Source organism: Thalassospira sp. CH_XMU1420-2 (genome assembly GCF_037029325.1).
In the GTDB taxonomy this organism is placed as follows: domain Bacteria; phylum Pseudomonadota; class Alphaproteobacteria; order Rhodospirillales; family Thalassospiraceae; genus Thalassospira; species Thalassospira povalilytica.
Map to the genome: position 1 here is coordinate 367438 of NZ_JAYMEG010000001.1, position 13393 is coordinate 380830.

Annotated in this window: 12 protein-coding genes; 7 read left to right on the forward strand and 5 right to left on the reverse strand. The window is 57.2% G+C overall.

The genetic code is table 11. The features are described from left to right. The first annotated feature begins 146 nt into the window (after positions 1–146). The 3 genes from WA429_RS01715 to WA429_RS01725 are packed head-to-tail and all read left to right on the forward strand — an operon-like array spanning position 147 to position 2278. Positions 147–1070 carry a DMT family transporter gene (locus WA429_RS01715; RefSeq protein WP_287464438.1) on the forward strand — a complete coding sequence of 308 codons (924 nt, stop codon included), beginning with the start codon at positions 147–149 and terminating at the stop codon, positions 1068–1070. Positions 1071–1109: 39 nt separating this feature from the next. Further along, entirely contained in the window at positions 1110–1607 is a 498-nt protein-coding gene (locus WA429_RS01720) for a DinB family protein (RefSeq protein WP_287464437.1), read from the forward strand. Then, complete coding sequence (locus WA429_RS01725; protein ID WP_287464436.1) at positions 1607–2278, forward strand: LysE family translocator; 672 nt, start codon at positions 1607–1609, stop codon at positions 2276–2278. The genes WA429_RS01720 and WA429_RS01725 overlap by 1 nt, the downstream gene beginning before the upstream one ends. A 331-nt stretch (positions 2279–2609) precedes the next feature. On the opposite strand, the gene WA429_RS01730 is transcribed toward WA429_RS01725, so the two are convergent. The 3 genes from WA429_RS01730 to WA429_RS01740 all read right to left on the reverse strand — a co-directional run bounded on the left by WA429_RS01730 (position 2610) and on the right by WA429_RS01740 (position 5635). Next, on the reverse strand, positions 2610–3836 hold the full coding sequence (locus WA429_RS01730; RefSeq protein ID WP_114112336.1) for a cation:proton antiporter: 1227 nt from the start codon (positions 3834–3836) through the stop codon (positions 2610–2612). 199 nt (positions 3837–4035) lie between these two features. Next, on the reverse strand, positions 4036–4818 hold the full coding sequence (gene hisN, locus WA429_RS01735; protein WP_101248203.1) for a histidinol-phosphatase: 783 nt from the start codon (positions 4816–4818) through the stop codon (positions 4036–4038). A 187-nt stretch (positions 4819–5005) separates the two neighbouring features. Then, the gene (locus tag WA429_RS01740; protein ID WP_114111948.1) at positions 5006–5635 is read right to left on the reverse strand and encodes a c-type cytochrome; all 630 of its coding nucleotides are present in this window, start codon (positions 5633–5635) and stop codon (positions 5006–5008) included. Between the two features lie 356 nt (positions 5636–5991). Here WA429_RS01740 and WA429_RS01745 point away from each other — a divergent pair, with 356 nt between their 5' ends. Both WA429_RS01745 and WA429_RS01750 read left to right on the forward strand, forming a co-directional pair. Continuing rightward, complete coding sequence (locus WA429_RS01745; protein ID WP_287464435.1) at positions 5992–6732, forward strand: 3-deoxy-manno-octulosonate cytidylyltransferase; 741 nt, start codon at positions 5992–5994, stop codon at positions 6730–6732. A gap of 105 nt (positions 6733–6837) precedes the next feature. Next, the gene (locus tag WA429_RS01750; RefSeq protein WP_114111946.1) at positions 6838–7698 is read left to right on the forward strand and encodes a prephenate dehydratase; all 861 of its coding nucleotides are present in this window, start codon (positions 6838–6840) and stop codon (positions 7696–7698) included. Positions 7699–7812: 114 nt separating this feature from the next. Here the strand turns inward: WA429_RS01750 and WA429_RS01755 are convergent, their stop codons facing one another. Next, positions 7813–9483 (reverse strand): methyl-accepting chemotaxis protein, encoded by a 1671-nt coding sequence (locus WA429_RS01755; RefSeq protein ID WP_101248200.1) that lies wholly within the window; start codon positions 9481–9483, stop codon positions 7813–7815. A 379-nt stretch (positions 9484–9862) separates the two neighbouring features. Between WA429_RS01755 and WA429_RS01760 the strand changes: the two genes are divergently transcribed. Together WA429_RS01760 and WA429_RS01765 are read left to right on the forward strand one after the other, a co-directional pair. Then, positions 9863–11545 carry a DEAD/DEAH box helicase gene (locus WA429_RS01760; RefSeq protein WP_287464434.1) on the forward strand — a complete coding sequence of 561 codons (1683 nt, stop codon included), beginning with the start codon at positions 9863–9865 and terminating at the stop codon, positions 11543–11545. A 528-nt stretch (positions 11546–12073) separates the two neighbouring features. Further along, positions 12074–12904: a substrate-binding periplasmic protein gene (locus WA429_RS01765; protein ID WP_287464433.1), complete on the forward strand. Its 831-nt coding sequence runs from the start codon at positions 12074–12076 to the stop codon at positions 12902–12904. 34 nt (positions 12905–12938) lie between these two features. Here WA429_RS01765 and WA429_RS01770 read toward each other — a convergent pair whose 3' ends face one another. Continuing rightward, positions 12939–13097, reverse strand: coding sequence for a hypothetical protein (locus WA429_RS01770; protein ID WP_287464432.1), 159 nt, complete (start codon positions 13095–13097; stop codon positions 12939–12941). Between the last annotated feature and the right edge of the window lie 296 nt (positions 13098–13393).

Below are 13393 nucleotides of genomic sequence, written 5' to 3' on the forward strand. Positions count from 1 at the left end.
AGTGCACCGCCAAACCTCGATGCCTGATGCATTAGATTGGGCGGATTTGCATTAGATGTACTAATGTGTGGATCAAAAATGCTGGTTTGGTGCGTGGTGGGTTCTGGCTTAAATTGCTGCTTCAATTTTTTTGGAGCACCCCGACCATGTTCGGTCTTTATGCCGCTGTCGTTTTAATCTGGGGATCGACCTGGATCGCCATTCAGTATCAGCTTACCGTTGCGCCGGAAGTCGCCGTGGCCCTGCGTTTTGCGCTGGCGACGTTTATTTTGATGGCCTGGTGTGTGGTGCGCCGTTTGCCGATGCGGTTTGGTCTGCGCGATCATTTCTTCATGGCGGCACTCGGGGTGTGCCTGTTTTCGCTGAACTATGTTCTGATCTATGTTGCCAGTGCGCATTTGACATCAGGTCTGCTGGCGGTGGTGTTTTCGACCATCGTGATCATGAACATGGTCAATGGCGTGATCTTTTTCCGCCGTCGTCCTGAAACCCGCACCCTGATCGGGGCGGCGATCGGGCTTTCGGGCATTGCGATGGTATTTGCCGATGATCTTGCGGCATTCGATCTGGCGACCGGGGGCAGCATCGGCCTTCTGGTGTCGCTTGCCGGAAGCTATATCGCATCTCTTGGCAATATGGCTTCGGCGCGCAACCATGCGCGCGGTATTCCGGTGTTGCAGGCCAATGCCTTTGGCATGCTCTATGGCTCGGTTCTGCTGTTTGCCTATATCGGGCTTGCCGGAATCCCGGTGACCTTCGATACCAGCCCAAGCTTTATTGCCGCCCTTGTGTATCTGTCGCTGTTTGGATCGGTGCTGGCATTCGGCTTCTATCTGACCCTTCTGGGCAAGATCGGGCCGGATCGGGCGGCCTACAGTTCGGTGATGTTTCCGGTGGTGGCACTGTTGCTGTCGACCTGGTTTGAGGATTTCCACTGGACCAGCCACGTCATCTGGGGTGTGGGCCTGACTTTGGTGGGCAATGTGGTTATTCTGACCAAACGTGTTCCCAAACCGGCGGCGGTCGTGCTTGAACAGGTTGCCGGTAGTCCGACCGGGCTCAAGCCCTGAGCACTGCGGTCGCGCAACCGCCCGTCAACGGAGATCAGAATGAACAGTGTGGCCTATTTCAAGCGTCTGGCAGATTACAATGCCTGGGCCAACCGGCATGTCTATGATGCCTGTGCCGCCCTGCCGCCTGATGCACTTGATGCGCCGCGCCGGGCGTTCTTTCCGTCGATCATGCGTACCCTGAACCATCTTTTGGTCGCTGATCGCTTGTGGTTGTCGCGGCTCAGTGGCGTACCGGTTGCCATGGCGCTTGATACCATTCTGTTTGCCGATTTTGATGATTTGCGTGCTGCGCGCGTCGCACAGGATCGGGACATTGCCGATTTCATCGCAACCCTGACTGACGAGGTGATTGCATCGGATCTGACCTATCAGTCGGTTACCGCCGGGGCCTATACCATGCCGCGTGATCTGGTGCTGGGTCATATGTTCAATCATCAAACCCACCATCGCGGACAGGTTTCCAACATGGTGCTTGAGGCCGGTGGCAAGGCGCTTGAAATCGATCTGATCTATTATGGCCGCGAGCAGCTTTGATGTTCGACCTTCTGGTGCAATATGGCCCGTTTCTGATAGCGGCCTTTTTACTCAATATCTCGCCGGGGCCTGATATGGCCTATATCGTTGGCCAAACCGCCGTGCATGGCCGCAAGATCGGACTGTTTTCGAGTTTTGGCGTGGTGTCGGGTGCCTTTGTGCATGTCTTGGCTGCGGCTCTTGGTCTGTCGGCGATCCTTGCGACGTCGGCCCTTGCCTTTGCCATCGTCAAATGGGTCGGGGTGGCCTATCTGGTGTGGCTGGGCATCGGGGCATTGCGCGCAAGCTTTGCAGGTAAACCGGGCCGTGATGGGAATGAAGACAGTACCAGTACCCCGGCCATTGCGATTTCCACCAGGCCGATGACGGTCTTTCAGGCATGGCGACAGGGCGTGATGATTGATGTGCTTAATCCCAAGGTCGCGATCTTTTTCATGGCGTTTCTGCCGCAATTTGTTGATCCGCACAGCGGTGATGGCGCGATGCAGTTTCTGGTGCTGGGATCTGTCGTCAATCTGATCGGGCTTGTGGTTGAAAGCACGCTTGTCCTGATGGTCGCGGCGGCAGCCATTCGGATCAGGGGCCACAAAAAACTTGGCGCATGGTTGCAGCGCGCCCTTGGTGCCATGTTCATTGCCCTTGGCGCACGGCTGGCCATCAGCCAGCAATAGTCCGGCCTTGCACCCGGAAGACTTCCTTTGCCATCCGTCATAATCCATCGCCATCCACCACCCTGCGCCATCACCATCCCGAGCCATCCGGCATCTCGCGGGGCGATGCTGTGCCGTGATTTGTCGTGCGCGCCCGGTATGTATTGGCCTCAGCTATTGGCCGCAGATGTTGGAGGGCGGCACCGGTTACAAGCACCGGCTACAAGCACCGGCCACATGCATCAGTCATGAAGGTCCGGTCACATGCCTGTTATGGGATGCTGGCGAAAGACATGCCAATTCTCCACCCCGGCCCCCCATCCCGGCCCGGTGACATTTCAATGATGGCATCTCAATCCTTGGCGGATCTTTTTGCCAGATAGCGCACAAGGGCGCGCGATGCGGGGGCGGCACTGATGCCGTGGGCGACGATGCTGATGCAGATGATCATGGTTCCGGCGGCAAAAAGTGGCATGAATTCGCCCGGATCAATCAGGGTCGCCATGATCAGCATATAGATCACCGAGGCAATCCCGCGCGGCCCGAACCACCCGATATAAAGCTTTTCCCCCGGGCTGTAGGGCGACCCGATCATGCAGATCCACACACAAAGCGGGCGCAGGATCACAAGGCTTGCAACCGAAAATGCCAGCATCTCCCAAGTCCAGCTTTCATACACCGCCGGCACGACAATCATCCCGAACACAAAGAATGTCAGCATGGTCAGAAGTTCTGCCTCTGCCTCGCCGAAACTTTCGATGGTGTCGCGCACCCGGTCACTGGAAATATTAAGCGACAGCCCCCCGGCAAAGGCCGCGACAAAGCCGTTGCCGCCAAGCTGTTCGGCCAAAAGATAGATCAGGATCGCGGCAAGCACACCAAGCAGCCGTTCAAACCGGTCAACAATCATGTCGCGGGTCACCACATGATTGACGATCTTGCCCAGAACGAACCCGCATCCGATGCCAATCCCGGCACCTGCCGAAATTTCAAGCAACGCTTCCTTGATCCAGCCCTGATGCCCGTTGCTTAGAAGATTGGCTTCAAGCAAAACCGCCGTGGTAAAGACCGGCAAGACCAGCCCGTCATTAAGCCCGCTTTCGATATTGATGCCCTGGCGCACCGGGTCGGGCACGTCCCGATTCTCAAGAACCGGACGGCCAAGGGCGGCATCGGTCGGGCTGACAATCAGTGCAAGAATAAGTGCCGGGATCAGCCGCACACTGTCATCAAGCCCGACAATAAAGCCCCAGGTCGCCAAAATGGTCAGCGGTAAACCAATCAGAAGCAGCCGCAACGCAATGTTCTTGGCCGCCTGTTCCTTGCGATAATTCAGAACCGCAGCATCAAGAAACAGAATGATCGCAAGCGTCATCTCGGCAAAACGGGTGGCGAAATGAAGCCCGCCACTCAGCGCCCGAAGCGGTGCCTCATGCCAGATGCCCAGCGGCAAGGCAATCAGTGCCCCGCTTAGAACCATCATCATCGGTGATGAAATATTGCGCCGTTGCAGGCGGCGGGAAAACAGTCCGTAAACCAGCCCCGATCCCAGAAAAAGAATGATCACCCATTCAAACATCGCCCGACCCGACTGGTTGTTTCCCCGACTGGTTGTTTCATCGCAAAAGTGTGCCCGAAAAACCGTGAAATAACAATTGCGCCGACGGATCGGGACGGGCCGAAGCCAAGGGAGTTAACAGTAGAGCAAACAGTGGACCCGCCCGGCAACCGGGCGGGTCGGGTCGTTGATTGTTTGGCGGGTCGGAAACCGCGCGCGATTACGCCATCGCGCCCTTGATGGTGGCAAGAACATCGGCATGGCAGCGCGCATCACCGCTTGCGACAACATCACCGGCACTGTCGATGCCAAGTTCCTTGCCCGACCAGTCGGTCATCACCCCGCCGGCCCCTTCGACGACCGGCACCAGCGCACAGAAATCATAGGCCTGAAGCCCGCATTCAACCACCGTATCGGCAAGACCAAGCGCGGTCAGCCCATAGGCATAGGCATCAACCCCGTACATCGGAACCCGGCACTGTTTGGAAACCGCCTGATAGGCGGCAAACGTCTTGTCGCGGAAAAGTTCGGGCGCGGTGGTAAAGAAGGTCGCACTCGCCAGGTCTTCACATTCGCGCGCACTGATTTCGGCACCGTTCATGGTGCTGGGCTTGCCCATCACCCCGACCCAGCGTTCATCGGTGATCGCCTGATCGATAATGCCCATCACCGGTTTGCCCCGGTGGCAAAGCGCAATCAGGGTGGCAAAGCTCGGCTTGCCGGAAATGAATGATTTGGTGCCGTCAATCGGATCAAGAACCCAGACATATTCGGCATCGATATTTTCGCGCCCGTGTTCTTCGCCAAGGATGCCGTGATCGGGCAATTCGGCATTCAGGATATCGCGCATGGTGCGTTCGACTTCGCGATCGGCAATGGTGACCGGGCTGTCATCTGCTTTCACGTCCACGGCAACCGGGGTGCGGTAATATTTGCGCACAACCGGGCGGGCCGCATCGGCCAGTTTGTGGGCGATCTCTAAAAAGCGGTCGAGATTTTCCATGAAAGCACATTCCTGAATGAAGTTGGCATCAAAGGGCCTGCCAAAACACCCGATATCGGGCCGGCAAATAACATCTGCCTGCTGGTCCCGGCAAAAACGCGACCACCAAACGCAAACAGGGGACAGTTACCTGTCCCCTGTGAAAAATCAATGTCTGATCAGAAAAATCTGATGACGTCACATCCGCTTACTGCGCAGCAGCTTCACCTTCTGCCGGTGCAGCAGCTTCTTCGGCGGCACCCTGTTCGGCCGCAGCAGCTTCTGCCGGATCGGGCAGCGGCAGCGGATTGTCGGATTTGGTATTAAGCCATGCAATGACAGCAGCACGATCAGATGCCTTTTTCAGGCCGCCGAAGCTCATTTTCGTGCCATCGATGTAATCGCGCGGCTTGTAAAGGAATTCGTTCAGCTCCTCAAAGCCCCAATTGCTGCCATGGTTGGCCATGCCATCGGAATAGGAGAAGTCGCTTTTATGCGCAAAGGCCGCACCAACGATTCCATAAAGGTTCGGGCCGGTCTTGTTCGGGCCGCCTTTTTCGACATCGTGGCAGGATGCGCATTTCTTGAAGACTTTTTCGCCTTCGGCAAGATCAGCCGATGCCAGCATCGCAAGAATCGGTTCCGGGCCGGCCGGCGCAGCCGGTGCTGCTGCGGTCGTGGCACTCGCACCCGCCATCAGATCCTCGGAGAAGGGATAAACCGGTGCTTCCAGTTCATCGGGATGAACCAGTGCGCCACCAATTTTGCCGACAACCACTACCAGAAGTACGGCGCAGATGACTCCGGCGACGATCTTGTTGATTTCCATCGTGTTCATGACGGGACCCCGTTACAGCCTAATCACTCTCAGGTTTCTCATTATAGTCAGTTCATCCATGCGCCCCCCTGGCAATCCTCGTAGTTGAGAAACACACATGTTACCGCAGGCAAAACTGTTCGGTGGGAAACTATACGTTTCAGCGATTTGCATCAACCTTTCTTAAACACCAAGGCGAAAACGGATGCTCTAGAACTTTCGTCTAGTAGCATCGGAAAAACATTTCCGTCTTTCGTAAACTCCCCAAAACCGGCTAATGTCGCGCCGATTCACACCCGTGTTTTGCCATCGCGTTGATCGAACACGCATTGCGCGAGATCAAACACAGGGAATTTATGCCTGACCGGAGTTCCAAAATGTCGACGCCGCGCAATCCTGTTGTTGTAATTCCTGCCCGCATGGCCTCTACCCGCCTGCCCAACAAACCGTTGGCCGATATTTGCGGGGAACCCATGATCGTTCAGGTCTGGCGACGCGCGAACGAGGCCGCGATTGGCCCGGTTCTGGTGGCCTGTGCCGAACAGGAAATTGCCGATGCGGTCGAAGCCGCGGGCGGCATCGCGGTTCTGACCGACCCGGATCTGCCCAGCGGATCGGATCGTGTTCATCAGGCGCTGCAAACTTTCGATCCCGACGGCAAATATGATGCGGTCGTCAATGTGCAGGGCGATCTGCCGACCATTGATGCCGCCGATATCCGCGCCGTGTTTGAACCGCTCAATGATCCGGCGGTCGATATTGCAACGCTGGCTGCTGAAATCACCCGCATTGAAGAACGCACCAACCCCAACGTGGTCAAGGCGGTCGCCGCCTTTGGCAAGGGGCGTTTTGCCCGTGCGCTTTATTTCACGCGCGCGACCGCGCCATATGGTGACGGGCCGCTTTATCATCATATCGGGCTTTATACCTATCGCCGTGCGGCACTGGACCGCTTTGTTGCCCTGCCGCCGGGCGAACTTGAAAGCCGTGAAAAGCTCGAACAGTTGCGTGCGCTTGAAAACGGCATGGTGATTGCGGTGGCGCTGGTGGATGGCGTGCCGCTTGGCGTGGACACGCCCGAAGATCTCGAACGGGCCCGTCAGGTTCTCGGGGCCTGATTTCCAAACATTGGATTGAGTTCGCGCCCCAATTGGGGTTTTCTATCAGGCCGCCTGTTCGGGGCGGTTGATACAAGTCCGTCTAAACTATCAGGAAACAGCCAGATGACTGCGCAACAAAGGATCGCTTTTCAGGGAATGCACGGTGCCTATTCAGATCAGGCAGCCCGTCGCGCCTTTCCGGGTGCAACGACAGTACCCTACAGGACCTTTGAAGGCGCCTTTAGTGCATTGGAAGAAGGCGAAGTCGAACTGGCGGTGATCCCGATTGACAACACCCTGGCCGGGCGTGTCGCCGATGTGCACCACATCCTGCCGGAATCGGGCGTGCATATTATTGGTGAAACCTTCCTGCGCATTAACCATGCGCTGGTCGCCGTACCGGGCACAAAGATCGAAGACATCAAGGAAATCCACAGCCACGTGCACGCCCTTGGCCAATGCCGCAAACTGCGCAAGGAACTCGGTGTCAATGCGGTGGTCGGTCCCGATACGGCCGGCTGTGCCAAGGAAGTCGCCGATCGCGGCGATAAATCCATTGCCGCGATTGCCCCGGTTCTGGCGGCTGAAATTTACGGCCTTGATGTGCTGCGTACCGAGGTCGAAGACGCCGCCCACAACACCACGCGTTTTATCATTCTCGCCCGGGAGCCGCTTGATATCGCCAATGACGGCACCCCGGTTGTCACCAGTTTCGTCTTCCGGGTGCGCAACGTTGCCGCCGCCCTTTACAAGGCACTGGGCGGTTTTGCCACCAACGGCATCAACATGACCAAGCTTGAAAGCTACATGGTCGAAGGCCACTTCACCGCGACCCAGTTCTTTGCCGAAGTCGAAGCCCATCCCGAACAGCTTGGCCTGCGCCACGCGCTCGAAGAACTGCAATTCTTCTCGCACGAAGTTCGCATTTTGGGCGTTTATCCGGCCCACCCGTTCCGCAAGGAAAATGACCTTCCCGCGGAATGATCATTGGGGCGGTGTGCTTGGCACCCTTGACGTCAGACATGAAAAAAGGGCCGAACGAAATCGTTCGGCCCTTTCTTGTTTAATGTCGTTCAAAGTCGGTTGATCGGGTCGGGATCAATCCCCGGCCTGTTTCAAAAGATCGCCCGAGAACCGGTGAATGATCTGGGTCAGTTCGGCCGAACGGTTCGAAAGTTCGGCCGATGCCGATTTCAGTTCGTCGGCATCATCGGTGGTGCTTTGTGCGTTCTTCATGGTTTCATCAACGCTATAGGAAATCTGTTTCACGCCATCCGCACTGCGGTTTGCGTTGCCCGAAATTTCCTGGGTCGCCGCACCCTGTTCTTCGATGGCCGCGGCAATTGCGGTGGATGCACTGCGCACCTGTTCGATGGTTTCCGAAACCCGTGAAATGCCGGTTACGGCACGTTCGGTTCCATCAACAATGGCATTGATCTGGGCGGCAATTTCATCGGTTGCCTTGGCGGTCTGGGTCGCAAGGTTCTTGACCTCGTTTGCCACCACGGCAAAGCCTTTGCCGGCTTCGCCCGCACGGGCCGCCTCGATGGTTGCGTTAAGGGCCAGAAGGTTGGTCTGACCGGCAATGTCATTGATCAGGCCGATGATTTCCTTGATCTTCTCGACCGTTTCCGACAGGCCGGCAACATCGTTTGATGCGCTTTGGCTTTCATCGGTTGCCCGTTCAACAGTGTGCGACATCTGGGAAATCTGAACGTTGATTTCCGTGATCGAGGATGAAAGTTCTTCGGTCGCGGCGGCCACCGCATCGACATTCTGCGATACTTCACCGGCGGCCGATGCCACCTGCTGGCTTTGACCCAGGATGCCGTCGGCATTGTGGGCCATGCTGATCGCAAGATCGTTGCTGCGCTGGATCGAACGGTCAAGTGCCCCGGCAATGCCGCCAACTTCGCTTTCAAGTTTCTGGGCGATTGACCGGATATTGCTGCGACGTTCTTCTTCGGCTTTCTGCTTCTGAACGGCCGCATCGGATTCAAGTTTCTGTGCCTGTGCGGATTTGTCACGCAAGGCCAGAACGCCCTGCGCCATATCGCCGATTTCAACGAAACGCGATTCGACTTCGACCGGGGCATCGTAATTGCCTTCGGCGATTGTGCGGATTGAACTGTTCAAACCGACGATGCTGCGCGTGATTCGCGTGCCGACAACCCAGGACAGGGACCCTGCAATGACAATGGCAATGATCGAAATGACCGCGATATGCTGGATGATCGACATGAATTCCGACTGCACGTCATCCATATAGACACCCGCACCCAGCGCCCAGCCCCATTCCTTGATCGGGCGGACATAGGCGGCCTTTTCAATCAGCTTGTCGCCTTCGCCGGGTTTCTTGGTTTCATAGGTGATGATGCCACCGCCGGCCTTGGCGGTATTGACGATCATGTTGCGAACCTTGCTGTCGGGGTTGCATTTGCCGACATCTTCGGGGCTTAACGGATCAAGCACCATGCAATGGCTGTAATCAGACGCATAGATATAGTTCGCCCCGTCAAACCGGTAGGCATTCAGGATTGCCAATGCCGCAGCCTTGGCTTCGTCCTCGCTCATATCGCCGCTTTTGGCTTTGGCGACATAGCTGTTGACGATGGTCACAGCGCCTTCGGTCAGATGGGAAATCTGTTCGAATTTCCCGTTACGAAGGCTGGTTTGGTAATTCAGTGCGACCGTTGCGATGATGGCAAGCAGCACAAGTAAACAAATGGCGGGAATGGAAAATATCCCCGTAACAACCCGGAACCGCATAACTTTCCCCTTACAAGCGATTGTGGCGATTGAATTATTTACCGCAAATCGTAAACGAAACCGTAAATCGCCTTGGTTGAATGTGTCATCTGCGCGTTTTTGCATGGCTGCCCGGCGCAGGCATTTGATTGACTTATGCGCAAGACATCTGTATCACCCGGCTCATTCCTTCGCTTGCAAAGACAGAATGAGCTGTCAGGAACTGTATGAACAAGGCGAGGGCGGTTTCGACGTGATGACGTCGTAACCTCACATCATTTGCCTCTCATGCAGGGTCCGACGCAGTGGCTGCTTTGCCATGCACCGGTCTCGACTGCGTTTGAGCAGGCACCATTGGCGTGAACATGGCGCCGACCGGATAAACGAAGGGCTATCCTTTATGACGAATTTTGATGGGCTCAACCTGATCGAGCCCCTGCTGCGCAATGTTGAAGCTGCTGGTTTCTCCGCGCCGACCGAAATCCAGGCTGCGACGATCCCGGCACTTCTCGAAGGGCGTGACCTTATGGGTATTTCCCATACGGGTGGCGGCAAAACTGCCGCTTTCTGCCTGCCGTTGCTGCAGCGTCTTGCTGAAAACCCGCAGCGCCCGAAACCGGGGCAGCCGCGCGCCGTTATTCTTGCGCCGACCCGCGAACTGGCGACCCAGATCGGCCAGTGCCTGCGTGACTTTAAAAAAGGCATCCGCCTGTTTTCTTCTGTTGTCTATGGCGGCTCGCCGATGGGCCCGCAGATTCAGGAACTGCGCCGTGGCGTTGATATCCTGGTTGCGACCCCGGGTCGTCTGCTTGACCATATGTCGCGCAACACGGTTCGCTTTGACGATGTCGAAGTCTTCATCCTTGATGAAGCCGACCGTATGCTTGACATGGGCTTCTCCGAAGACGTTCTGACCGTTGCCGAACTGCTGCCGAACAACCACCAGACGGTGATGTTCTCGGCAACCATGCCGGCCGAAGTCAAACATCTGACCGACCGTCTGCTCAAAGACCCGGTCAAGGTCGAAACTGCCCCGCAATCAAGCGTGACCGAACGTGTGACCCAGCGTGGCATGTTCGTGAAACGCCATGACAAGATGTCGCTTCTGGTTCAGCTGCTGAACCGTGACGAAGTCGAACGCGTTCTGGTCTTCACCAAAACCAAGGCCGATGCGGACGAACTGTCGTTCCAGCTGCGCGATGAAGGTGTCGACAGTGATGCGATCCATGGCGACAAACAGCAGCGCATCCGTCAGAAAATCCTGCGCAACTTCCGCAATGGCCGTTTCCCGGTTCTGATTGCGACCGACGTTGCCGCACGTGGTATTGACGTTCCGGGCATCACGCATGTCATCAACTATGACCTGCCGCACGATCCGGAAAGCTATGTCCACCGTATCGGCCGTACCGGTCGTGGTGGTGCCGAAGGTACCGCGATTTCGTTCTGCGAACCGCGTGACATTCGTCTGCTGCGCAATATCGAACGCATCATCAAGCAGGATGTCGATATCGACGAAGATCACGAATTCCATGCTCCGCCCCCGCCGCCGCGTTCCGGTGGTGGTCGTGGTGGCCGTGAAGGCGCTGGTCGTGGCTTTGGTGGTCGCGGTCGTGGCGGCTTTGGCGGCGGTCGCGATGGTGGCCGTGGTCGTGGTTTCGGCGGTGGCCGTGACGGTGGTCGTGGTCGCGGCTTTGGCGGCGGTCGTGATGCCGGTCGCGATGGTGCCCGTGACGGTGGCCGTCGTGATTTCGCCGATCGTCCGCGTCGTGATGACCGCGAATTCCGCAATGATCGCAAGCCGCGCTTTGACAATGATGATCGTGCACCGCGCGGTGATCGTGAAGAACGCGGCGGCAATCGCGGTGGCAACTTCCGCCCCCGTGGTGAAGGTCGCGGCGAAGGCGGCAACCGTGACGAACGTCGTTTTGCCGACAAGCCGCGTGGTGATCGCGGTGGCAATTTCCGTGGTCGCGATGGTGGCCGTGATGCCGGTCGTGACGGCGGACGCCGTGATTTCTCTGATCGCCCGCGCCGCTCCGAAGGCCGTGGTGGCAATCAGGGCATGAAGCGTCGTTCGGCCTGATTACAGGCTGATCTCGCACGATCGCATACGGATATAACGTTCCACAGCCCAGCTTTTGCGCTTCGGAACGTCCGGATATCAAAGAAAAAGTCGGCTGTTATGGCCGGCTTTTTCGTTTTCGATTCCTGGTTGAAAACAAAAGCTGTAAATTCCAACCCGAATACCTATCCTTTATAGGGGGATGGTCGGCGATTTACGGATGGTTTGCAGCCGGGTTGCAGTCAGGTTGCGATCAGGTTGCAGATGGCTTGATGGCGACTTGACTGAAAACCGGTCTGGTGTGCGGATTTGCTGCCATGGTTTTGATGTTCGATGCCGATTCCCGGACCAAGTTTCGGGCCAGTGATTTGGACCAGTGATTTGGGGCCGTGATACGGGGCCTGGCGCGGTTTGGCGGAACGGATCGGCACGGCGGATGGCTGGCAGGTCAAAATAATCGATCGGCCCCTCGGGAAATTCCGGTGGTGTCTCACCATATATGGGGAATGTCGGCGTGCCATGGCTGAGGTAACAAGGAGTTGGCTCTGCATGAAAAGGATGTTGGTCGTCCTGGCTGCGGCGATGGCCTGTGCATTTGGTGCAGATATCGCATTTGCAGATGAGCGAACCGGGCATTTCAAACGGAATGCTGACGGATCGCGCGATTGCGGCCATCTTCTGGCATCGGGCAATCCGGACTACCCGCCTTATCTATGGCAATCGGCTGATGGACAGCACCTCGAAGGGGCGGCGGCCGACTTTCTCAAACAGGTTGGTGAACTGGCCGGGGTGCGGATCGAAGTCTTGCATGCCGGCAGTTGGGGCCGTGTGCAGCAAAGCATGCGTGACGGCACCCTTGATATGATTGCCGGGGCCTTCCTGACACTGCCGCGGCTCGAATATATGGATTATTTCTATCCGGCGTTTCAGGGGACGCGTACCGTCATCTGGACCCGCGATAATCTTGATCTCAATTATCAGCACTGGTCTGACTTGCGCGGGCTCGAAGGTCTGACCGTGATCAATAACAGCTTCGGTCAGGATTTTGATACCTATGCGGCGCAAAATCTCAGCATTACCGAAGTGCCCAGCCTCGAACAGGGCTTGCGCATGCTGTCCTACAATCGCGGTGAATATCTGATTTACGAAGAATTCCCCGGCAAGGCCGTGGCGGCGCGCGAACATATCACCAATATCCGCAGCTACGAGACCCCGGTCAGTACCGAAAATCTCTATCTGACCATGTCGCATCGCTCCGAATGCAATACCGGCGCATTGCGCGGCCGCATCACCCAGGCGATTCTCAAACTGCTTGCCGATGACGCCATGCAAAACATGCTCGAAGTCAGCATCCGCCGCTGGGGCGAAAACACCAATTAACGCAAAGCGGACGGTTGACCTGCGTGCCGGTTCGTCACATGCCGACCAGCCACCAGCCACCAGCCACCAGCCACCAGCCACCAGCCACCAGCCACCAGCCACCAGCCACCAGCCACCAGCCACCAGCCACCAGCCACCAGCCACCAGCCACCAGCCACCAGCCACCAGCCACCAGCCACCAGCCACCAGCCACCAGCCACCAGCCTGCGACCTCTGACCATCACGCACCTGCGGCCATCAGCCACCGGCGGCCAACGCCCTCTGAGCACCATACGCCGTCGGCCATCGCCCTCCGACACACACCGGCGACCATCGCCCTCCGGCCACCAAGCCACCCTCGACCAACGCTCTCCGGCATCTGTTCACCGTTCAAAGATCCGCGGCCTCGGTCCTCGACCCTCGACCCTCGTGCAACGGCGCAAAAGCCCGCATCACCCGCCTGCCGTCTCCAGCAGCTCTCCGATGCCCGCCGCATGAAATGCACCTGGA